This window comes from Pseudomonas sp. Bc-h (genome assembly GCF_002080045.1).
GTDB lineage: Bacteria > Pseudomonadota > Gammaproteobacteria > Pseudomonadales > Pseudomonadaceae > Aquipseudomonas.
In genome coordinates this window covers 63,440-84,837 of the sequence record NZ_MUIN01000014.1, presented here as the reverse complement: position 1 = coordinate 84,837, position 21,398 = coordinate 63,440, and the positions used below count along the sequence as shown (strand labels likewise).

Annotated in this window: 20 protein-coding genes; 4 read left to right on the top strand and 16 right to left on the bottom strand. The window is 59.4% G+C overall.

Annotation, left to right across the window (positions count from 1 at the left end):
* Positions 1-2: 2 nt before the first annotated feature.
* Together iolE and iolC are read right to left on the bottom strand one after the other, a co-directional pair.
* Complete coding sequence (gene iolE, locus BWR59_RS26775; RefSeq protein ID WP_081568707.1) at positions 3-938, bottom strand: myo-inosose-2 dehydratase; 936 nt, start codon at positions 936-938, stop codon at positions 3-5.
* 55 nt (positions 939-993) lie between these two features.
* Complete coding sequence (gene iolC, locus BWR59_RS26770) at positions 994-2,931, bottom strand: 5-dehydro-2-deoxygluconokinase (RefSeq protein WP_081568706.1); 1,938 nt, start codon at positions 2,929-2,931, stop codon at positions 994-996.
* A gap of 227 nt (positions 2,932-3,158) precedes the next feature.
* Here iolC and BWR59_RS26765 point away from each other — a divergent pair, with 227 nt between their 5' ends.
* Positions 3,159-4,085, top strand: coding sequence for a MurR/RpiR family transcriptional regulator (locus BWR59_RS26765; RefSeq protein ID WP_081568705.1), 927 nt, complete (start codon positions 3,159-3,161; stop codon positions 4,083-4,085).
* Positions 4,086-4,303: 218 nt separating this feature from the next.
* Positions 4,304-5,617, top strand: coding sequence for a PAS domain-containing methyl-accepting chemotaxis protein (locus BWR59_RS26760; RefSeq protein WP_081568704.1), 1,314 nt, complete (start codon positions 4,304-4,306; stop codon positions 5,615-5,617).
* A gap of 122 nt (positions 5,618-5,739) precedes the next feature.
* Here the strand turns inward: BWR59_RS26760 and BWR59_RS26755 are convergent, their stop codons facing one another.
* From BWR59_RS26755 to BWR59_RS26715, 9 genes are all read right to left on the bottom strand, one after another.
* Positions 5,740-6,744 (bottom strand): lysylphosphatidylglycerol synthase domain-containing protein, encoded by a 1,005-nt coding sequence (locus BWR59_RS26755; RefSeq protein WP_081568703.1) that lies wholly within the window; start codon positions 6,742-6,744, stop codon positions 5,740-5,742.
* Positions 6,741-7,973: a cardiolipin synthase ClsB gene (gene clsB, locus BWR59_RS26750; protein WP_081568702.1), complete on the bottom strand. Its 1,233-nt coding sequence runs from the start codon at positions 7,971-7,973 to the stop codon at positions 6,741-6,743. Before clsB ends, BWR59_RS26755 begins: the two co-directional genes overlap by 4 nt.
* A complete protein-coding gene (locus BWR59_RS26745; RefSeq protein ID WP_143490964.1) occupies positions 7,970-8,683 on the bottom strand; it encodes an endonuclease/exonuclease/phosphatase family protein in 714 nt (237 codons plus the stop codon). The genes clsB and BWR59_RS26745 overlap by 4 nt, the downstream gene beginning before the upstream one ends.
* Before the next feature lie 77 nt (positions 8,684-8,760).
* Positions 8,761-9,678, bottom strand: a complete 918-nt coding sequence (locus tag BWR59_RS26740; protein ID WP_081568700.1) for a DUF72 domain-containing protein — start codon at positions 9,676-9,678, stop codon at positions 8,761-8,763.
* A 107-nt stretch (positions 9,679-9,785) separates the two neighbouring features.
* On the bottom strand, positions 9,786-10,013 hold the full coding sequence (locus BWR59_RS26735) for a hypothetical protein (RefSeq protein ID WP_081568699.1): 228 nt from the start codon (positions 10,011-10,013) through the stop codon (positions 9,786-9,788).
* 358 nt (positions 10,014-10,371) lie between these two features.
* The gene (locus tag BWR59_RS26730; protein WP_081568698.1) at positions 10,372-11,154 is read right to left on the bottom strand and encodes a class I SAM-dependent methyltransferase; all 783 of its coding nucleotides are present in this window, start codon (positions 11,152-11,154) and stop codon (positions 10,372-10,374) included.
* Positions 11,114-12,301 carry a hypothetical protein gene (locus BWR59_RS26725; protein ID WP_081568697.1) on the bottom strand — a complete coding sequence of 396 codons (1,188 nt, stop codon included), beginning with the start codon at positions 12,299-12,301 and terminating at the stop codon, positions 11,114-11,116. The genes BWR59_RS26730 and BWR59_RS26725 overlap by 41 nt, the downstream gene beginning before the upstream one ends.
* A gap of 33 nt (positions 12,302-12,334) precedes the next feature.
* Complete coding sequence (locus BWR59_RS26720) at positions 12,335-13,087, bottom strand: SDR family oxidoreductase (RefSeq protein WP_081568696.1); 753 nt, start codon at positions 13,085-13,087, stop codon at positions 12,335-12,337.
* Entirely contained in the window at positions 13,084-13,413 is a 330-nt protein-coding gene (locus BWR59_RS26715; RefSeq protein WP_081568695.1) for a hypothetical protein, read from the bottom strand. Before BWR59_RS26715 ends, BWR59_RS26720 begins: the two co-directional genes overlap by 4 nt.
* Before the next feature lie 571 nt (positions 13,414-13,984).
* Here BWR59_RS26715 and BWR59_RS26710 point away from each other — a divergent pair.
* Positions 13,985-14,527: a cytochrome b gene (locus tag BWR59_RS26710; protein WP_081568694.1), complete on the top strand. Its 543-nt coding sequence runs from the start codon at positions 13,985-13,987 to the stop codon at positions 14,525-14,527.
* A 21-nt stretch (positions 14,528-14,548) separates the two neighbouring features.
* On the opposite strand, the gene BWR59_RS26705 is transcribed toward BWR59_RS26710, so the two are convergent.
* From BWR59_RS26705 to BWR59_RS26685, 5 genes are all read right to left on the bottom strand, one after another.
* Positions 14,549-15,760, bottom strand: coding sequence for a cytochrome c biogenesis protein DipZ (locus BWR59_RS26705; protein ID WP_081568693.1), 1,212 nt, complete (start codon positions 15,758-15,760; stop codon positions 14,549-14,551).
* An 81-nt stretch (positions 15,761-15,841) separates the two neighbouring features.
* Positions 15,842-16,102, bottom strand: coding sequence for a DUF2790 domain-containing protein (locus BWR59_RS26700; protein WP_081568692.1), 261 nt, complete (start codon positions 16,100-16,102; stop codon positions 15,842-15,844).
* A gap of 252 nt (positions 16,103-16,354) precedes the next feature.
* Positions 16,355-17,464 (bottom strand): HlyD family secretion protein, encoded by a 1,110-nt coding sequence (locus tag BWR59_RS26695; RefSeq protein ID WP_230982097.1) that lies wholly within the window; start codon positions 17,462-17,464, stop codon positions 16,355-16,357.
* A gap of 92 nt (positions 17,465-17,556) precedes the next feature.
* Complete coding sequence (locus BWR59_RS26690) at positions 17,557-19,236, bottom strand: MFS transporter (RefSeq protein ID WP_081568690.1); 1,680 nt, start codon at positions 19,234-19,236, stop codon at positions 17,557-17,559.
* Between the two features lie 231 nt (positions 19,237-19,467).
* A complete protein-coding gene (locus BWR59_RS26685; protein ID WP_081568689.1) occupies positions 19,468-20,640 on the bottom strand; it encodes an XdhC/CoxI family protein in 1,173 nt (390 codons plus the stop codon).
* Here BWR59_RS26685 and BWR59_RS33165 point away from each other — a divergent pair.
* Entirely contained in the window at positions 20,639-21,367 is a 729-nt protein-coding gene (locus tag BWR59_RS33165) for a DUF427 domain-containing protein (RefSeq protein WP_343287007.1), read from the top strand. The two genes, BWR59_RS26685 and BWR59_RS33165, sit on opposite strands and share 2 nt — an antisense overlap.
* The last annotated feature ends 31 nt before the right edge of the window (positions 21,368-21,398 follow it).

The following is a 21,398-nucleotide window of genomic DNA, read 5'->3' as shown; positions in this document are numbered from 1 at the left end:
GTTCACAAGCTCCTTTGTGCAGGCTGATGTAAACCCGTGTTGTTTTCTTGGGCGGCTGCCAGCAGGTTGCGCAGCGTTTCATAGCCCTTCTTGGCGTAGACATAACTTGGCGCGACGGCCGGGTCCTGCTCGGCCTCGACCACCAGCCAGCCTTGGTAACCCGCTTCGATCAACACATCCAGCAATGCCGCGAAATCGATGTCGCCATCGCCCGGCACAGTGAACGTGCCATTCACGATGCAGTCCGGAAAGCTCCACAGGTTATTGCGCGCCAGTTGCACCACCGGCTTGCGCACATCCTTGAAATGCACGTGGCACACGCGACCAATGTGTTTGCGCAGCACCTGCAACGGATCGCCGCCGCCCATGTAGCAATGGCCCGAATCGAACAACAGGCCAACCTCACTTCCCGTGCGCGCCATCAGTTGATCAATGTCTTCCGGGGATTCGACGTAGGCGCCCATGTGATGGTGGTACGCCAGACGCACGCCTTGGGACAGGGTAAAGCGCGCCAGCTCCGTGAGCTTGTCCGCGTATTCCTGCCAAACGCAGTCGCTGTGAAAACGTGGACGCTCGACCAGACGAATACGCTGGCCCTGAATCGAGTCGGCGACTTCGCCGTATACCAATACATTGGCGCCGTTGTGTTTCAACAGTTCGACGTGGCCGGCAATGGCCTCGATCTCTTGGGCCACCGAGCGGCTGGCCAGACGGCTGGAATACCAGCCCGAGACCAATGCTAGGTCGTAGGGTTTGAGCACGTCGGCGACGCCCTCGGCGTCCTTCGGGAACTTGCCGTTGAGCTCGAAACCTTCGTAACCGATTTCCTTGCCTTCACTGAGCGCGGTGCTCAGCGGTGTTTCGCCGCCCAGAGCCGGCAGGTCGTCGTTGCTCCAGGAGATCGGGTTGATGCCAATTCGGATTGCGGAAGCGGGCATGGCTGCACCTTTATTGTTTTTGTCGCTCTGAAATGTATTCACGGTTCTGACCGTTTTACGCCCGGGCGTCACGCCAGGACTCGATCAGGAAACCGAAGGTGCTCTGCACGCGGCTGATCAACCCGGCGTCATCGATTTCGCCTTCCAGCCACGCACGACTCGGCTCGTGAAAGATGGTCCGGCCCACGGCAAAGCCGCGGCAGGTAGTGCTTTTGCTGGCTTCGCGGAAACCGGCGGCGAGGGTTTCGGCCGGCGCATTGAGCCCCAGCAGCACAACGCCACGGCAATACGGATCGCGCTCCTGAATCAGTGCATCGAGCTGTTCCCAGACCTTGGCCGACTGCGTTTCGATCTTCCACCACGCCGGGTAGATGCCCAGGTTGTAGAGGCGCTTGAGCGACCGCAAAATCACGTCCGGATGGGGCGACGGATGATCCTTCGGCGGGATGACTTCCAGCAGCAGTTCATGACCGCTGGCCTGGGACGCCTGATACAGCCCCATCAACTGCGCTTCCTGCTCCAGACGCAGCATCGGTTCGTCATCCGGGTGGTATTGCACCAGGCACTTGATGATCTGCTCCTTGGGCCAGGTCACCAGGTTGCTGCCGATGGAACGTCCGTGTTCGAACGCCAGTGGCCGAGAGCCTTGCACTTCGACCGGGCGGGCAATCCACCAGTTGCGACCAGTGGCTGCATTGAGCGAGTCCTGACCGAAACGCTGATCGGCCAGCAGCCCGACGTCCGCTTCGATTCCACGTTTCTGCAGATCCGCCTCGACCCGCTCCACCGCCGTGATGAACAGCTGTTTGAGCTGGCCGATGCACGCCAGATCGCGACCGGCTTTGTGCGCGAGTTCGACCAACTGCCCGCGATGGTCGAAGGCGAAGATGAACAATTGCTTCCAGTCCCTGCGCGGCACGCTGACCTGATGCAGGCGTTGCAGCACCGCGTCCTGATCGGGACGGGTAATCGGCACCGGGCTGTTGAACAGGTATTCGAGTTCGACCAGCGTCGGCATCGCAGGGGCGCAGGCGTGTCGCGACACCACCAGGCCGCCGCAGGCATTGGCCAGTTGGCAGCAGCGTTCGTCACTTTCGTCGTTCAGCCAGCCTTTGAGAAAGCCGGACATGAACGCATCCCCCGCGCCCAGGACGTTGAGCACTTCAACGCGCACGCCTGGGTAAATCGCGCCCTCCTCCAGCCGTGCCGGAATCGCACCATGAATCACCGTGCAGCCTTGAGGGCCTAGCTTGACCACCAGGGTCGCGGCGGTCAGTTCGCGTACGTTGCGCAAGGCGCTGAGCAAGTCGGTCGAGCCGCCTGCGATGAGGAATTCTTCTTCGGTGCCGACGATCAGGTCGAAGCGCGGCAGGATTCGCTGCACGTGCTGGCTGACATTCTGGTTGGCGACGAAGCGGGTCTCGCCGTCGGCTTTGCCGGTCAGCCCCCAGAGCACCGGGCGATAGTCGATGTCGAGCACGCGTTTGACGTTGTGCTTCTCGGCATAGTCCAGCGCCTGGCTGCTGGCCTTGTACACCTGATCGGTGGAGAAATGGGTACCCGTGATCAACAACGCCTTGCTGGAGGCGATCTGCGCTTCATCGATGTCTTCGGCCTGCAGGGCCATGTCGGCGCAGTTTTCGCGATAGAACACCAGCGGGAAGGTTTCGCGGTCTTTGATACCGAGCAGGACCATCGCCGTCAGGCGTTCGGCATCGATCTTGATGCCGCTGACATCGCAACCTTCGCGGGCCAGGGATTCGACCAGAAAGCGCCCCATGTGGTCGTTGCCGACGCGGGTCAGCATGGCCGACTTGACGCCCAGCCGCGCAGTGCCGAATGCGATATTGGCGGAGGACCCGCCCAGGTATTTGGCGAAGCTGCTGACGTCCTCCAGACGCGCCCCGATCTGCTGCGCGTAAAGATCGACGCCAAGACGCCCAAGACACACCACGTCCAACGGACGCCCACTGGCAAAACGAGTCTGGCCCATGCCGGCTCCTCTTATTTTTATTAAGCCTGGGCTCGCGAGAAGCCCTGTTCGTGGATGCAGACTAGAACGCTCCAGAGCCGGGAGCAATGATTTTTTCTAAATTTTTTTCAAGTAGAATATTTTTTCCACTTTGCGCAAATGCTGGCACTTCGTGCTAAACAGGCAAGATATAAATGTGAAGCGCTGTAAACTGCACGCCATAAGAAAAGCTTGAGGAATTCGACCGTATGTCCAGCACCGATCAGCCAGCCTCGCCAGATACCGGCGCCGAAACCGCATCCGCGCCAGTCAGCGCGCCGGACAGTGCCGAGGCCCTGCTCAAGCTGATCACCGCCGAATACGAAAGCCTGCCACGCCAGCTCAAGCGCATCGCCAGTTATATGAGCCAGCAGAGCGACCGGATCATGGTCGACCGCATCAGCGACATCTCCCGTGAATGCGAAGTCCACCCGTCTGCCATCGTGCGTTTTTCCCAGCGCTTCGGCTTCAGTGGTTTCAGTGAAATGCAGGCGCTGTTTCGCGAGGCCTACACTCACAAAGCCACGCCGGTGCAGAACTACCAGCAACGCATTCGCAGCATGATCGCCAACAAGTCGCAGAAGGCCAGCGGCGGCGATCTGGCGCGCGAATGCGTGAATGCCACGCTGTCCGGGCTTGAACGCCTGGCCCTGGAACTGGACGACGAAGCCTTCGAGAAGGCCGTTGATCTGGTGGTCAATGCCGACAACATCTACGTGGTCGGTGTTCGTCGCTCCTTCGCCGTGGCGGATTATCTGGTCTACAACCTGCAGCACACCAACAAGCGCATTCACCTCATCTCGGGGCTTGGCGGCAGTTATCGCGAACAGATGCGCAGCGTGCGGGCCAACGATCTGGTGATCGCCATCAGCTTCACCCCGTACGGCAAGGAAACCCAGCACTGCCTGCGCATCGCCCAGCATCATCAGGCCAAGACCCTGATCATCACCGACAGCAACCTTTCCCCCTTGGCCAAACGCGCCAACTCGGTGCTGCTGGTCAACGAAGGCAGCTCCTTCGCCTTCCGTTCCCTGAGTGCGACGCTGTGCTTGTGCCAGGCGCTGTTCATTGCCGTGGCATATCGGCTCGAGCTGAAGGTGGACGAGATATCGGAACAAGTCGGCTTTGACGATTGACGCCCCCTCACACAGGATCAGCGCCAAGCCTGACTTCTAGTTAATCTCGCAAAAACCTGTACAAAACCGACGAGCTGTACAAGATTGATGTAGCTTTTTGATATCACGTTTGTGATGATCTCTGCACTGCAAACGGAAACCGCAGCTGAGCATTGACTACTGCTCTCCAGGCCATGGAACGGGAATCCCCTGTCGTTCCACTTGCCTGAGCCGCCATCATGTTTTTCGACTCGTCCAAGAATAAAGCCATCCAGGATCTGCAACTGACCGTCGCCCATCAGGCCAGTCTGCTGGAAGCCATCAACCGCTCGATGGCCAGCATCGAATTCGACCTCAACGGCGTCGTGCTCAGTGCCAATGACAACTTCTTCAAAGCCATGCGCTATCGCCCCGAACAGGTGATCGGCAAGGAGCACCGCATGTTCTGCACGCCAGACCATGCGCGCAGTCCTGAGTACTCGCAGCTGTGGTCGCGCCTGCGCAATGGCGAGTTCGTGTCTCAGACCTTCCAACGGCTCGCCGGTGACGGCAGCACAGTGTGGCTGGAAGCAAGCTACAACCCGGTGCGGGACGCCAGCGGCAAAGTGGTCAAGGTCGTCAAATACGCCATTGATGTCACCGAGAAACTGCGCGAAGAAAACGAGACCCGCAACAAACTGCAGGCCATCGACCGCGCCATGGCGGTGATAGAGTTCGATCTGGATGGCCGCATCATCGCCGCCAACGACAACCTGCTGCGCCTGATGGGTTACAGCCGCCAGGAACTGCTGGGCAAGAATCACAAAATGCTGTGCCCCACCGAACTGGCCAACGGCAATGAGTACCAGGACTTCTGGCGCCGCCTGAACAAGGGCGAGTTCTTCAGCGGCCAGTTCAAGCGCGTTGGCAAGCACGGCCAGACGCTGTGGCTTGAAGCCTCTTACAACCCGGTCTACGACGCGTGCGGCAAGCTGTGCAAGGTGGTCAAGTTCGCGTCCGACGTGACCGCACGCATCGAGAAACACGAACAGGATTCACACAGCGCCGCCCAGGCCTACCACATCTCAGTGCAGACCCAGAAAGTCGCGGAGCAAGGCACGCAGGTGATTCAGCAGGCGGCCAGCGAGATGCGCCAGATTTCGCGCAACATCGACGACTCGTCGCGCATCATCGGCCAGCTGGGCGAGCGTTCCGAACAGATCACCGCCATCGTCAACACCATCCACAGCATCGCCGACCAGACCAACCTGCTGGCGCTCAATGCGGCGATCGAAGCAGCGCGGGCGGGGGATCAGGGACGAGGCTTCGCGGTGGTCGCCGACGAAGTGCGGCAACTGGCCGGGCGCACCAGCCGCTCGACCCAGGAGATCTCCGAGATGATCCAGCTGATCCAGAACGAAACCCGCCAGGCCATCGTCAGCATGGACAACACCCGCAACAACGCCGCGAAGGGCGTTGACCTCGCGGACCAGGCAGGTTCGGCCATCGTGCAGATCAGCAACGGCACCAACGAGGCAGTGGATGCGGTCAGGATGTTTGCGGGTAAGGATTGAGCAACGAAGCTCCGGCAACCCATGAGCGGTGTGTCTTACCACTTCAATTGGTCTGCTCCGGCGCCGCGCGAGCTAGCTCCCTCGCATTTAGGGGGTCCACGTTTAATCCAGCAGGAAAGAGGCTACACCTTGCGCGCCTCATTCTTGCTGCGCATCGCCTTGGCTCGCTTTTCCAGCACCAGATACACCACCACCGCCAGCATCAGCGGTATCAGAAAGTAGATCACCCGATAGCCGATGAGCGCCGCCAACAATTGGCCCTTGCTGAACTGGTGCTGCATCAGGGTGATGAACACCGTCTCCAGCACGCCGAGCCCGGCCGGAATGTGCGCGATGACCCCGGCGATGCTGCTGATCAGCAGAATGCCCAGCACGGCCGGGTAGAAGGCTTTTTCTGGCAACAGTACGAAGATCAGAAGCGCCATCAGCCCCCAGTTCAATGCCCCCAGCAATGCCTGACGCAGCGCCTGATTGAGCGACGGCAGCACCAGTTTCTGCTTGCGGATCGTCCAGGTACGGCGCTTGGAAAAACGGCAGGCGAGGAAATACCCGAAGCACACCGCCAGCAACACGAAGCCGATCAGTTGCAGCGTGGTGTCGCCGATTTTCCAGCCTTCTGGCAAATCAATGAAGCCACCGGCGAAGACGAAACCGGCGAGCAGCATGTAACCCAGCCAATTAGTGATCAGGCTCAAGCTCAAAATCCGGGTGATGGTTGGCACATCCAGCCCCAACCGCGAATACAGCCGATAGCGCAAGGCAATGCCGCCGACCCACGAACTCAAGTTGAGGTTGAAGGCGTAACAGACGAAGGTCACCGGAATGATCTGCATCACCGACAATTTATGTTCGGTGTAACGTCGCGCCAGCACGTCGAAGCAGCAATAGGTCAGGTAGCTGCCGACGGCGACCAGAAAGCCGAGGGCCAGCGTACTGGCCTTATACGACTCCAGCGCGTGGGCCACCTCGTTCCAGTCCAGATTGCGCACCAGCAGGAACAACAGCACCGGCACCGCGATGAAGAAAAACAGGGTAAAGCCGCGTTTGGCCCAGGTCAGCCAAGGGTTGTGTTTACCCGAAGTGGACGACTTATCCGGACCCGTGGAAGCCTGCGATGCCCCGCTCATAACGACTTCTCCTGCTTGAGTTCCTGAGCTTCGGGCATCACATCCGGCGCCCGCACCGGTTTCAGACGCGGGCCATGCACCGGAAACAGCCCGGCAATCGCCGGGAAGTGGCGCAGAAAGTGAAAGCTGAAAAAGATCATCGGCGCCCGCCACCACTGCCCTTTCGCCAGGCCCTTGAGATTGACCTGTTTACTGTGGGCCGCTGCCAGCTCCCGCAGGTGCTCGTGCAGATGCTGATTGAGCGCATGATCGCGAATGAACAGGTTGGCTTCCAGATTCAGCGCCAGACTCAGCGGGTCCAGATTGCTCGAACCCACCGTCGACCATTCCTGATCGATCAACGCGACCTTGCCGTGCAACGCGCGCTGTTTGTATTCGTGGATCACCACGCCTTCACGCAGCAGCCAGGTGTAGGTCAGACGCGAACACACGCGCACGAAAGGCATGTCCGGCTGGCCTTGCAGAATCAGCGTGACCTTTACCCCGCGCCGCGCCGCGTTGCGCAATTCACGCAGGAACCGATAGCTGGGGAAGAAATACGCATTGGCGATAGTGATGCGCTGGGTGGCCGCGCGCATCGCCAACAGGTATTGCTCTTCGATGTCGGTGGTGTGCTGGCGGTTATCCCGTTCTGCCAACAACATGCGCGCGCCGCCGGCCTGACGCGTCACCGGCTTGAGCGGCGCGAACGAGCCGCGCAACGTCGGGCCGAGCATGCCCAGGGTCGAGCGATAAATGTCGGCGACGATGGGGCCGCGCACCATTACCGCGTAGTCTTGCTTGGCCGTGATGCCGGTGTCGGACATGTGATCGACGCTGTAATTGATGCCGCCCATGAATGCGAGTTCGGCGTCGATCACCACCACCTTGCGATGCAGGCGGCGAAACAGGTTGGTGCGCATGCCCATGAATTTCGGACGCGGATCGAACAACTGAATCTGCACACCGGCGTCGATCATCTGCGCGACGAACGCAGAACTCAGATCGCTGGTGCCGTAATCATCCACCGTGATCACGACCCGCACGCCCCGGCTGGCGGCGTCGATCACGGCCTGCTGCAAGCCTTCGCCGATGCGGTCTTCGAAGATGATGAAGGTTTCCAGCAACACCTCTTTGCGCGCCGCGCGAATGCAACGGAAAACCTCGCTGAAAAAGTCTTCTCCGTTGATCAGCAACTCCACCGAATTGCCGTCCTGCCAGATGCCGCATTGCGCACCATGGGCCTTCATAACGAAACCTCCACCGCCAGCGGCGCGTGATCTGAAAGGTGTGACCAGGGCCGGTTCGACAGCACTTTCGGGCTTCGAATCCGGGCATTTCGCACGTAAATTCGGTCCAGACGCAGCAGTGGGAAACGCGCCGGAAAACTCTTGGCCGGAGCACCGAACGACTCGACGAACACCTCGCGCAACCCCGTCGGCGTCAGTGCTGCGTCGGCTTTCTGCCGCCAGTCGTTGAAATCCCCGGCGATGATCACCGGCGCCTCCTGCGGCAAACGCGTGACCAGATCGGCCAGTAGCGACAACTGTTGCTGCCGATGAATTTCCTTGAGCCCCAGATGCACGCAGATCGCGTGAACCTCGCCGAAGCCCGGCACCTGCAACACGCAATGCAGCAGGCCGCGCTCCTCGGTGCCGAGGATCGAAATGTCGAGGTTTTCATGCCTGACAATCGGGTACTTCGACAGCAACGCATTGCCGTGATGGCCATGGGGATAGACCGCATTACGCCCGTAGGCGAAGTCGTTCCACATGCTGTCGGCGAGAAACTCGTATTGCGACGTGGTCGGCCAGTTCTTCACGTTCTGCGCGTGGTTCTGATGCTCGCCGTGGACTTCCTGCAGAAACACCACATCCGCCGAAACGCTGCGCACTGCATCGCGCAACTCAGGCAGGATGAAGCGCCGGTTCAGAAAGCCGAATCCCATGTGCATGTTCATGGTCAGCAGGTGGAGCGTGATGTCGGTCGAGGCATTCTGTCGTCGACTGGCGAGGTCTTCGGGAATCAGGGCACTGGTCAAAACTTCACTCCTTGCAGATCGCCCGGGGCGACTTCCAGGTCGGCGGTCAGGTCGAAACGCTCCAGCAAGGTGCGCGCGTCATAGGGCGCCCGCACCTTGATGTCGTTGTCGAAATAGCAGTAAACGTCCCTCGACTTGCGGGCTCGCGGCGATTTGGCGTCGGTCAGGTGCGCATCTTTCGGTTGGCTGCCGTGACGCCATGCATCGATCCGGTCGCCCCACCGTTTGAGCGCTTTGGGGGTGTAGCCGCTGGCGTACAGCGCTTCGTCGCCATGCAAGCGCAGGTAAACGAAATCGCTGGTCAGGTCTTCCAGATACGGCCATTTGCCGGCAGTATCGGCGACCACCAACGCCACCTTGTACTTGCGTAACAGGGTGATGAATTCGGCCACGGCAAAGCTTTCATGACGAATTTCAACGGCGTGACGCAGTCGCGCCCTGGCCGGGATATCCAGATAGCCGGGCTTTTCCATTCGCGCAGCGCACCGTTTGGCGCAGGCCTTGGCGGACTTGCCGTCGAAGGGCAGCAATTGCAGAAAGGCTTCGAATTTCTCGGCATCAAATATGAAGTTTGGCGGAAACTGCCAGAGGATCGGGCCCGTTTTGTCCCGTAGCTTGAAAATGCCTGAGGCGAAGAAGTTGGCGATGGGTTCGTCAATCTCTTTGAGACGTCTTACGTGGGTGATGTAGCGCGGGCCCTTGAGGCTGAACACAAAGCCCTTGGGCGTATCGGCATACCAGCGGGCGTAGAGATCCGGCGACTGCAAAGAGTAGAACGAGCCATTGATCTCAATGCTGTTCACCGCTCTGGAGGCGAATTTCAATTCGTTTTTCTGGGCCAGACCTTCCGGGTAAAAATCACCACGCCACGGCACATAGCGCCAGCCCGAGATGCCGATACGGATATCGCTCATGCAAGTGCTCTCTGTGCTTCCCGCCCCGACGGGTGTCGCGGCAGCCTTGAACAAGAGATATGAAGCTTGAGACGTGGGCAGGTTCCCTGGTTTTTGCTGGCACTGCGTCAGGTGCCGCGTTTTTGTGGGTCCGGGTTGGCGGGGTCGATCACATCGGACCCTCTGGCCGGGGTTTCGGGCTTGGCTGGATCCGCGCCTGGCCGCCTGACGTCTTCGCCTTCGAGCACAGTTGCGCCTTCGGTGAAGACCGGGTCGAGCAGTTCGTCGTAGTCGGTGCCGGGGTTTTGCGAGAGTGGGTTTTGCAAGCCGGGCTGATCCAGCAGATTCCTTTTCATGGCGCACCTCTTGGGGTTGGCGGTTCGTGGGCCGGTCATGAAAGATTTGAAAAGGATGTGAGGGAGCGGTTCAGAAAATGCGGCGGCCGTTTATCGGGCTTGGGGATCATCGCGGCTGTCGCTCAGCTCCAGCTCCTCCAATAGGGTTCGGTGTGTAGCTCTACATCTCGAGACGCCACAAACACTTGTAGCAGTCCGGCTTGCCAGCGGTGGCGTACGGAAGATCGCTGCCGCCGGCAAGCCGGACTGCTACAGGGTTTTGTCGGTTCGCTCATGCTTCAAAGCGCGCGACAGTCCAAGCGACACCGATCGCGACTTGGGTGCAGGCTAAACGTTGGTAGCGTTTGTTTTTCAATACTCAGGCCCGTGCCTGATGGATGATGAAATCGGCGCGCATCGGGTCGTAGACATACTTGAAATCGCCAAATCGTTTTCGATCGTCGAATCCGGCAAGCCTCATTTCGTTGCGCAACTGCTCAGGCAGGATCGGGTATACGCGCAGACGGTAGGACACCTCGTCGGCGAAGGTGTAGACGAACTCGCAGAGCGACTCATGCACCTCGCCCAGCGTGACCTTTACTGTCCTGCCGCAGTAGTAATAACGTCCAGGCGAGGAGAATTTTCCAGCCAGAATTGCATGAAAATTTCGCTGATCAATCAGCAGCAACCCGCCTGGCCTGAGCAGACTGCGAAAGCGCTTCAGCACGTCGATGCGCTCATCCTTATCGAAGATGTGACACAACGAACTGCCCAGGCACAGCACAGCATCAAAGGTGCCCAGCTGACGAGGCTCAAGTTTCCGCCAGTCAAGGCCGTGGATGGGGATCCGCAGGCCCCGGCTGGCGAAATTGAGTCTGGCGCGTTTGACCATGGTCGGGCTGCCATCGCACGCCGTCACATCAAAACCGGCCTTGTGCAGTTGTACGGCATGAAAGCCACTGCCGGTGGAGGCATCAAACACGCGACAGGCGCCCACCTTCAGTAGCAGATCGGAAAAAAACGTCCCTTCCCCGGCCGCGCGTTTATCCCAGTCGATGAGCTCGTCCCAGCGGCTGACAAAATCGGTGTTGTACTGATGGGCGTAGTGTTGATCACTCGGGTCACCCGAAATAACGGATACGAGCTGGTCTTTGAGGAACATGGTCGCTGACTCCCTGCTGACAGATTTTCCGGGTGAATTCCCGATACTTGATGCCCAGCTCCCCCGCCGCGTAGGCCGCGTCACGCACTGCCATAGTGGGCATGCAGTACTCCAGCATCCTTTCCATGACCGTCATTTGCTCGAACCCGAAACGGACCGTACCGTCCGCCCGTATCGAATCGATGCCGTCCTGACGCTGACCCGCCTCGTTGATATCGATCGCGACCTCGCGCTTGATCCCGTAAGGCAACCCGAGAAGCACCTTGCCCCCACCAACCTTGACCGGGTAGCCACCCGGTAACCCGTGAGGGCCCGGCGCATGCACCTCGACTTCATTAGCCGCGAACAGGTTCTCCACCACAGAAATAGCGGACATGGCCGTCAGATACTGACCATCCACACCACCCAGACGGCGGAAGTCATCGGCGACCAGGCCGAAAATCCTCTCAGCACAAAACTCGCCGGTGTACTCCCTCTCGTCGATCCAGTAACACAAACTGAATTGGCTGTTGGGGAGCAGCCCGTGGCGGGGTACGCCATGACTGAAATAATGTTGGCCGATGAGTTTGACTCTGACCTGGGCAGGCTCACAGTTCGCCAGCAGCGCAATGGCGCACCGGGTGGCGGGAACCAGATTGGCGATACTCCCCACGCCGACGTCCGGGGCCATACCGACTTTGAACAGCACCGCGTTGACTGCGTCGGGATAGGCAGCATTGACCACCAACGCTCTGGTCCCAGACTGCTTGATGGCGCGCATCAATGCGTAAGCGGGTGCCAGGTGCATCGGCAACCAGGGACCCAATTGCGCCTGATCGAGTGCTTCGAACGTAGCCTTGGGCAGCTGCGAGATAACGCGCCACGACTGCAACGAAGCGCAGTTGAGAATGATGTCCGGTTTGATCCTTGAGAGGGTTTCAGCGTTGCGTTCGATTCGTGCTTCGGTCAGATCCATTTCCCAGCTGTGAATCCGGGTCTGGACCCCGTGCTGCAAGGCCCCCAGACGAACCAGATTGCATACCTTCACGGTCTGCTCCAGGTGGCGGCTGGCGACGTGAAACTCGAACTGATTGCGTGGGGCGAGAATCTGCAGGATCTGCAGGCACAGATTTCCCCCGCCAACGATGAGAAGCTTTTTGCGTTGCATGATTATCTTCCTGATGTGCGTCGTCCGATGTGACTAGCGAGGGCAGGCTCCGTTATCCACAGCTATGACTCTCCCGTTGAGATGGCGGCTCTGATCAGACAGAAGGAACATGACCACATCCGCTATCCCGTCAGGGGTGATCGGTTCTCGAGGGATTTCCTGCCTTGCGTATTCCGCGCCTCGACAGTCAGGAATGCGGTCATCGACCGAAATATTTCGAACCAGCCCCGGGGCGACCGCGTTGACGCGAACATAGGGCGCGAAATTCCAGGCATTGGCTTTGGTCGTGCCGATGACCCCCGCCTTGGCGGCGGCGTAAAGAGCATCCATGCTGGCAGGCTCTGCGACGACGGAAGTCAGGTTGACGATGCTGCGCAAGGCCCTTCCGGATTCGTTAAGGGAAGCTGACGATCTTTCACGCCGGGCGAAATCCCTGGACAGAGAAACCAGCGACTTGAGATTGATCGCCCAGTCTTTCTCCATCTCACCGTCGCGGTACTCGTAAACGCTTTTGCCGTGGTACAGCCCGGGGTTGTTGACCAGCGCATGCAACGTGCGGTGGTTGAACTTGTCGTACAAAGCGCCGATGAACGACTGATACACACTCGCGCAGGAAAAGTCGGCAAGATGGGTTTCGAGCCGATGGAAAGGGAGAATTTTCTGCAAATGTTGTAATCCCAGCCGGTCCTTGTCAGCAGCTATGACAAAAAAGCCCGCTTCCACACAGGCAATCGCGGTCGCCTTGCCGATCCCGTCCGCGGCGCCGGTAATGACAACCTTCTTCATGAGAACACCTGTTGGTCACCAGGCCGACACGCCGCGTCAGAGGCAGACAACGAGTCGGGCAGACAATCCGCCTGCTCACGCCGCTTCGCGCCATGTTTTAAGACTGTTTGAGCAATCCACTGGAGCTGGGTAGCGCAGACACCGATAACGGGCGCGATAGCGGAAAACTTCTGCGGAAGGAAGTCATTTGAAAGAACAATGATTTTAGAATGTTTCGCAATCATATGAGGTGTCAATTCCTCACGCTCAGCAGGTACATAATTCCAACAGTCTGCGCCACTCATAATTTGACGTTTTAACAAGCGAACGAACCCGGGGACATCCATGACGAGAGTCCTTCTCAATACTTCCATAAATAAAAGTGCGCGCTGCAAGCAGATAAGCAAAATGCCATCAAATTCAAACCGATGGTGAGCAGCGCCGAACCATCGGAGGTAAAGATGGATCCAATCGGATGACCTGTCAAACCTGTTTCGAGAGTTAACCAATCACGAATGATTATAACCAGCTAACTTTTAATACGACTTAAGCCAAGCGGATTTAACATCAATTTTTACCCTCATTCGAGGCAACTCAAACGAGGGCGAATATAAAAACAACAATGGGCTCGACGCTGAAGGAAATAAGAAGTCTGTTCATCGCATCCGTTATTACTCGCACGACCTATATTCAATTGAGTGCCTTTCTTGAACCGTTATTAATGAACACGTGTTCAACGGTAATTTCAATAATGTCCGTCGCCTTCTGAGCGAGGCAATTCGGTAGTGGTTATGCCCGCGGAGTGATATTGGAGAGCGATGTTGAGGTTTTCCGCACGCGAGGTAATGATCGTACTCATGACAAATCAGAACCATCGCCAGGCCTGGGCGAAAAAATCAAAAAATGAGGGATCCGACCATGAGTACACCTTCCACTACCGAGCGCTACAGCTATAAAGCCCGCTGGTTTCACTGGGTCATGGCGGGCCTGATCGTGCTGGCCTACATCCTGATTCTTAGCCGCAGCCAGTTCGCCAAAGGCACGGATTTGCGAACGCTGGTGGTGCAGACGCATTTCTGGATGGGAATCGTGGTGCTGATCATGGCGTTTTTCCGCGTGGCGGAGCGTCGCCGCCATACGCCACCGGGCATCACACCGCCACTTGAGAGGGTCTTGCGTCCGGCAGCAACACTCTCGCATTACGCGCTGTATGCGTTTCTTTTCGTGCAGCCTTTGCTGGGGTTGTTCACGGTGTTGCTGGAACGTGGAGCACTACCGATCCCGCTGACATCGCTTAGCATTCCGGCGCCGTTCGACATCTCCAAGGACACCGCCGAAAACCTCGAACACTTGCATGTGTTGCTGGGTACGATCTTTTATTACGTCATCGGCCTGCACGTGGTCGCCGCCATCTGGCATCACTTCGTGCGCAAGGACAACACCGTCAGACGCATGGTCTAGGTGTCGTCCCTGCTGGCTTGATCAGCCTTTGGCCTTGGCTTCTTCGAGCAGTTGCTGAATCACCTGCTCCTGGGTGTCGTAACTGCCTTCGCCGAAGTGGGTGTAACGGATCTGGCCCTGCGCATCGATGATGTAGTGCGCAGGCCAGTACTGATTGCCGAAGGCGCGCCAGATCACATAGTTGTTGTCGATGGCGATCGGGTAGTTCAGGCCCAGCTTCTCCACGTTTTTGCGCACATTGTCGATGACCCGCTCATAGGGGTATTCGGGGGTGTGCACGCCGATCACCACCAGGCCGGCCTTCTCGTACTTCTTCGCCCACTCGTTCACGTACGGAATGCTGCGCTGGCAGTTGATGCAGTCGAAGGTCCAGAAATCCACCAGCACCACCTTGCCCTTCAACGACTCCTTGCTCAGCGCGGGAGAGTTCAGCCATTCGACGGCACCGGACAACGACGGCATCTCGCCCTTGTCGCTCACATCAGGTGCAGTCGCCGCCTTCACGCTGTCGACCAGAAAATCGATGACTTTCGGCACACCGGTCAGCAGATGCTGCTCGACCGCCGCGGCACCCTGTGACGAAGTGCCGGCCAGCAGCTGACTCTGCGATCCGCTGGCAATCACCACCGCCACCAGCAATGCGGCGCACCCGGCACCGCGCCGCAACCAGGCAGTCACCGGCAACGACAGCTTGAGCCGCGACAGCAAACCACGGCCGGCGAAAATCAACGTACCCAGCGATACCGCGCTACCCAGGCCATACGCCAACAGCAACAGGCTGGTCTGCGCGCTGGGGCCCTGCAGCATGGCGCCGGTCAGAATAATCCCCAGAATCGGCCCCGCACACGGCGCCCATAACAGACCAGTGGCGACACCGATCAGCAGCGAAGCCGACGGCCCGGACAAGCGACGGGTCGCAGGATCAAGCCGATTGCCCAAGGCCACCAGCGGCCACGTCAACCAACTGCCGACTTTCGCCGACAACAATGACAAGGCGAACAACACCAGCACCACCAGCGCGACTTCACGACCGATGCCGTTGGCCGTCACCACCCAGTCGCTGCTGACGACCGCCAGGCTCGACACCAATGCGAAAGTCAGGGTAAGCCCCAGCAGCGTCAGCAATACCGACGAGGCCGAGCGGTCGGCGCGCGCAAACAGAAAGGGAACGACGGGGAGAATGCACGGGCTCAGAACCGTGACAATCCCGCCGAGAAAGGCAATGAGCAACATAGGGGCTACCTGCGATCAGAAAAGGAGTGGCAGTGAATGCAGCGCCACTCCAAGAGTTCGAGAGTCATGAAGCGCGGTTGATCAGTTGTCGTGGCAGCCGCCGGAGAAGCTCTGATAGTCGAGCACGCGGGTCTGGTCCATCGAATCCAGATAGGTCAGGCGAGAAGTCACGACGCCGCAGGCCGGGGTGGTGCCCTCCCTGGAAGAGATCACCTGCTTGATGTCCAGGTGAGTGCCGTACATGTAGGTTTCAGGCTTGACCACGTCCTGGGCTTGCGCAGACAGAGCGCCCAGGCTCAGGGCGGCGAACAGGGTAGCGATTGAGAGGTTTTTCCAGTTCATGGCGATCTCCAGAGGTTCGTTAGGTTCGGCCGGGACGTTGTGTCTCGATGGAGCCTATTGAACGATCTGGAGGTATCGCGGATGTGTCGGCAAAGCGGTCAATGGAATCGGTAAGTGTCCGGGAGGACTGTAGATACACTGCGATACAAATCAGAGGCAGGTCTCTGGCAGCATGGCTTGCCGGCGGTGGCGTTTTTGAGATCGCCGACCGCCGGGATGCTGGACTGCTACAGCATCAGTGCACTGCGGCGGTCAATGCTGCTGCTCCACCGATCCATCCACCGGATCCGGCGGTATCGGCCCATCCTGGCTGGTGTCGATGCTGACCACCACCGACATCCCCGGACGCAGGCGCTCGATCTCGTCCTGATCGTTGTCGACGGTAATGCGCACCGGAATCCGTTGGGCGATCTTTACGAAGTTGCCGGTGGCGTTGTCCGCCGGCAACAGGCTGAACTCCGAGCCCGCCGCCGGAGAAATGCGTTGCACCCTGCCGCGCATCTTGCGGTTTTGCAGTGCATCGACGGTAAAAGTCACCGGCTGGCCCAGACGCACATTGGCCATCTGGGTTTCCTTCATGTTGGCGATGATCCAGCGGGGGTGCGGCACCAGCCCCATCAACTGCGCCCCGGAATTGACATACGCCCCCAGTCGCGTGCCGATCTGGCCCAGCTGGCCGTCACGCGGCGCGGTAATGCGGGTGTTGCTCAGATCGATGCGTGCCAGCTCGATGGCGGCCTCGGCGTTTTTCACCGACGCCTCCAGCGAGCCGCGGTTGACGATTACGGTCTGCAGGTCCTGGCGGGCAATCTCCAGCGACGCCTTGGCCTCGGCGAGCGCCGCGCGTGCCTGAGCATCGGCGGCACGGGTCACGTCCAGCTCACTCTTCGACACCGAGCCATCGGTGACCAAAGCATTGCTGCGGCGCAGGTCGGCCGACGCTTTCTGGCTCTGCGCTTCGGCGTTCGCCACGGTCGCCTGACGCTGCACGATGGTCGCCTCGGCACTGCGGCGTTGTTGCAGGTTGTTGTCCAGCGCGGCCTTTTGAATACCCAGTTGCGCAAGCCCCTGATCGAGATGCTGCTGATAGATCCGGTCATCGATTCGCACCAGCAGGTCGCCCGCCTTGACCCACTGGAAATCCTGCACCGGCACCTCATAGACATAGCCGCTGAGCTGCGGCGAGATGATTGTGGTTTGTCCCCTGACGTTGGCGTTCTCGGTACTTTCGATGGGGCTGCTGAACGGCGGCAGTTGCCAGGCATAAAGCACGATCAATACGCCCGCCAATGCGACCCCGCCGAACAGGATCGATGAGACCAGGCGAATGCGTGCCGAGCGCGGCTGGGTGGTGGCCGGCATGGCCGCCGGTGCGGGTGCGGGCCCAGGACTCGGTGAGGGTTGCGAGGCAGGCTGAACGTCAGGAGCGCTGCCAGGTGTTTTGCCGGTTTCTGTCATGAAGAATGAACGCCAGAAGGTTGAACAGGAGATGGCGAAGCGGTGGCCGGGGTGAAAGGCGCCACGGGCTCGGTGGTGATCCACAGCCAGGTCGCACGGATGGTGATCCAGATCATGGTCAGCACTGCAATCAGTGCGATCAGCATGAACACATCGTTATAAGCCAGGGTGTTGGCCTCGCGCGTGGCTGCGGTCGCCAGCGTGCGGATGCCTTGGCTGGTGCGCGAGGACGGATCGGCAATCGCAGACAGCAGCGAGCCGCTGGAGCTTTGCAGGCGCAACTGGACCTGTGGGTTGAGAAGAGTCACGTTCTCGACGATATGCGCCGAATGGAATTTCTCGCGCCAGACTTCGAACGTGCCCAGCAGCGCCGAGCCGATAAGGCTGCCGACGTTCTGAGTGATCCCGAACATCACCGAAAAACTGACCATGTTACGTGGATTGCTGATCACCCCGCTCATGCCCAGCACCAGCGTTGGCCCGAGGAAGAAGGTGCCGCCGAAAGCCAGCAGGAACTGGCTGAAATACATTTGCGGCGCACGGGTCAGGCTGGTGGAAAAGCTGTCCATGCTCGAGCCGATGGCCATCAGCGCCAGCGAGATGATCAGCGGCTTGAACAGGTGCTGCGCATTGATCGTCAACGCGCTGACCAGCAGGCCGGCGACACTGCCCAGCAGCATGAAGAAATACAGCGTATGCAGCTGCTCGGTGCCCTGATTCAGGCCTTGTAGAAAACCCACCGCGCCCGTGGCCTGTTCCGACAGCACAATGCGCGTCAGCAAGACGCTCAGGCCAAATCTCAACATGCGCCCGCTGCCCAGCCAGCGAGTAATCAGCAGCGGTCGGGTGCGGTTGTGTTCGATGGCAAGGCCCGCGCAGATCGTCGCGATGGAGAACGCCAGCGCGAGGCCGATCCAGGGTTCTTCCAGCCACCACTCGATACGCCCCAGCGACAGAGCCGCGCACAGCGCGGCAAAGCCTGAGGCCAGCAAGGCGAAGGTTAGAAAGTCGAGTTTTTCGAACGCCTTGAAGCGATCACCGGGCGGCAGCTTGAGGATCAACACGCAGCCCAGCGACAGCAGGCACATCCCCAACTCGAACAGGTACAACCCGCGCCATTCGGCAATCTGCAGCAAGTCCTCGGAGACCAGGCGCGCCAGCGGCGTGGCCAGCTGCGCGGTGCCAAGCCCCAGAACCAGCGCTTTGGTCCGCCACTTCTGCGGGAAGGCCTGGATCATGTAATACAGCCCCAGGGAGCTGAGCGCGGCACCGACCATGCCATGGGCCGCACGCACGGCGATGGCCGAGTTGATGTCGTTGACGAACAGATGGGCGAAGGTCACCAGCGCATAGAGCACCAGAAAGACTTCAGTAAAGGCGCGCAAACCGAATTGCTGGCGAAACTTCACCAGCAGCAGGTTGATCGAGACGTTGGTCATCACATAGGCAGCGGGCAGCCAGGCGATCTCAGCCTGAGTCGCGCCCAGTGCGCCTTGCAGGTATTGCAGGTTCGCGACCACCAGCGCATTACCCAACCCGCCGGTCAGCGCCACGATCACCCCGACAATGGCAAACGCCAGCCGCTTGGGCGTCGAGTGCAGCGGCGTTGAGGGCGAACCCGGTATCGTCGGCCGCTCGTGGGGAGCCCAGTCATGGGGTGTGTACTTGTCGTTCATCGAGCTGACCTGATGGATTCTGTCCTGAGACCGTGACCAGAACGATATTACTCACCGGCCGCCCGTGCAGTATGACGATTCGGCGTGTTGGCGGTTGAAGTGGGTGTGCGTGAGGGGGAGTCTAGTTGTTGGCCGGGTCTGCGTGGTTGCGCTGACCAGATTTGATTCTGCCGAGCGCGTGAGAGGCTGACCCCACACGCTCGGCTTCGGCACAAGCAGTTTGCGGGCGAATCATCCGATCATCCGCAACCCCGCTTCATGTTCAAGCTTCACATCCACCGCGTGAATGCTGGCTTCACGGTGTTTGAGCATGCCGCCGTTGCGGCCGTTGAACACGGCGTTGATCTCGGCCAGGATCGACAACGCCACGCTGTCAGGGGTATCGCCGCCCACGTCCAGCCCGACCGGGTAATGCAAGTCAGCGAACGCCGAAGCCTGACGCAGATGCTCTGGCAACTCGTCCAGCATTCGCTCGGTACGGCTGCGCGGGCCGAGCTGACCGATGTAGCGCGGCGCGCATTCGAGCACCTGGCCGAGCCAATGCCGATCCTGAGTCAGGCTGTGGGTCATCACCACGACGGCTGCATCCGCAACTAGCGCCGTCATGTCAGGCAGCGGTTCAAGCGGCAACGCAAGCACGCGATCAGCGTCGAGAAAACGTTGGGCGCGGGCAAAATGCGGGCGCGCATCAATCACCGAAATGTGCCACCCCTGCAAACGCGCCATGCTCACCAGCGGTGAGGCGTCGTGACCGGCGCCGAAAATCACCAGACGCCGTGGCGCCGGAATGTATTCGAGCAACACTTCGACCTCACCGCCCTGCCCCTCATAGGTACGCGTAGCGGACCGACGAGCATCGAGCACCGACTGCAGATCCTCAGCGATCATCTGCGCCAGCCATCGCTCGCGCATCTGCAGCTGCAATTCTGCGCCCGAAACCAGCGACACTCGCTCGCCAATGGCGGTATGGCGTTCGTCATGCGTACCGATCACCGTGGCCAGCGCCGCCGGGACGCCGCTGGACCGAACCGTGCGCAAGACCTCCACCACCAGATTCGCGGCCTGTGGCTTAACCCGCTCGAAGAGAATATGCACCGTGCCGTTGCAGCCCAGACCAAAACTCAGTTCGGCCTCTTCCAGCTCGTCATCATCTTCGCCAGTGGTGTAGCTGCGCATCGTCGGCTTGCCATTGGCAGTCAGCCACCAGGCCTTTTTACTGACATCGCTTTCAAGGCAACCGCCGCTGACCGTTCCCGTGGCATCACCCATTTGCGCAATCACCATGCGCGCACCCGGGCGGCGATAGGCCGAGCCCTCGACCTTGACTACCGTGGCGATCACCGTTTCCTGTTGCTCGGCCTGCGCACTGTCGAGTGCGTCGAGCAGACTGGACAGATCATTCATGCATGCCCCCGGAACCCGTTCGTTTCAACTCAACACCAAGATTGACATACAAGGCACCACTGCCTTGAACATCGGTGCCTTTATTCCTGACTATCGGTTATTGCTGACTATCGGTGACGCCACTGGTTCAGGCTTTCAGCATCAGCGGATCAGCAGGCGCTTTGCGGATTCGCTCGCGAGGAAGAGGTTATACAGGGGGCCGGGAGCGCGCTGCAAACCGCCGTTCAGCACCCAAACAGGATTCAGCGGCAAAAAAATACGGTCATCCATATTCTCGGCAACTACACTGGTTTTCCTCTTTCGGCAGCCTGACTGCCCGATGCAGGCGCTTGGCTTGTCGGTTTGCTTTGCCCACACAGGATTTATCGCCATGAAAATTCCAGGTCCCGATCACCCCATCACTATTTCTCCGCTCAAGGGCCGGGTGACGGTTCAATTCAAAGGCGTGCAGGTCGCGCAGAGCGACAAGGCACTGGAGCTGAAAGAAGCTCAGTATCCGGCGGTCATCTATGTGCCCCGCTCGGATATTTCGATTGAACATTACGTTCGAACCGAACATCGAACCCATTGCCCCTACAAGGGCGATGCCAGCTATTTCAGCCTGACCGCCGATGGCCAGTCGGCTGAAAACGCCGTATGGACCTATGAAGAGGCCTACCCCTCGGTCAAGGAAATCGAGGGGCACGTCGCTTTTTATCCGGACAAGGTAACCCTCAAGGTTCACTGATCCGCCCCTGGCCCATGAACCACGCTGCATC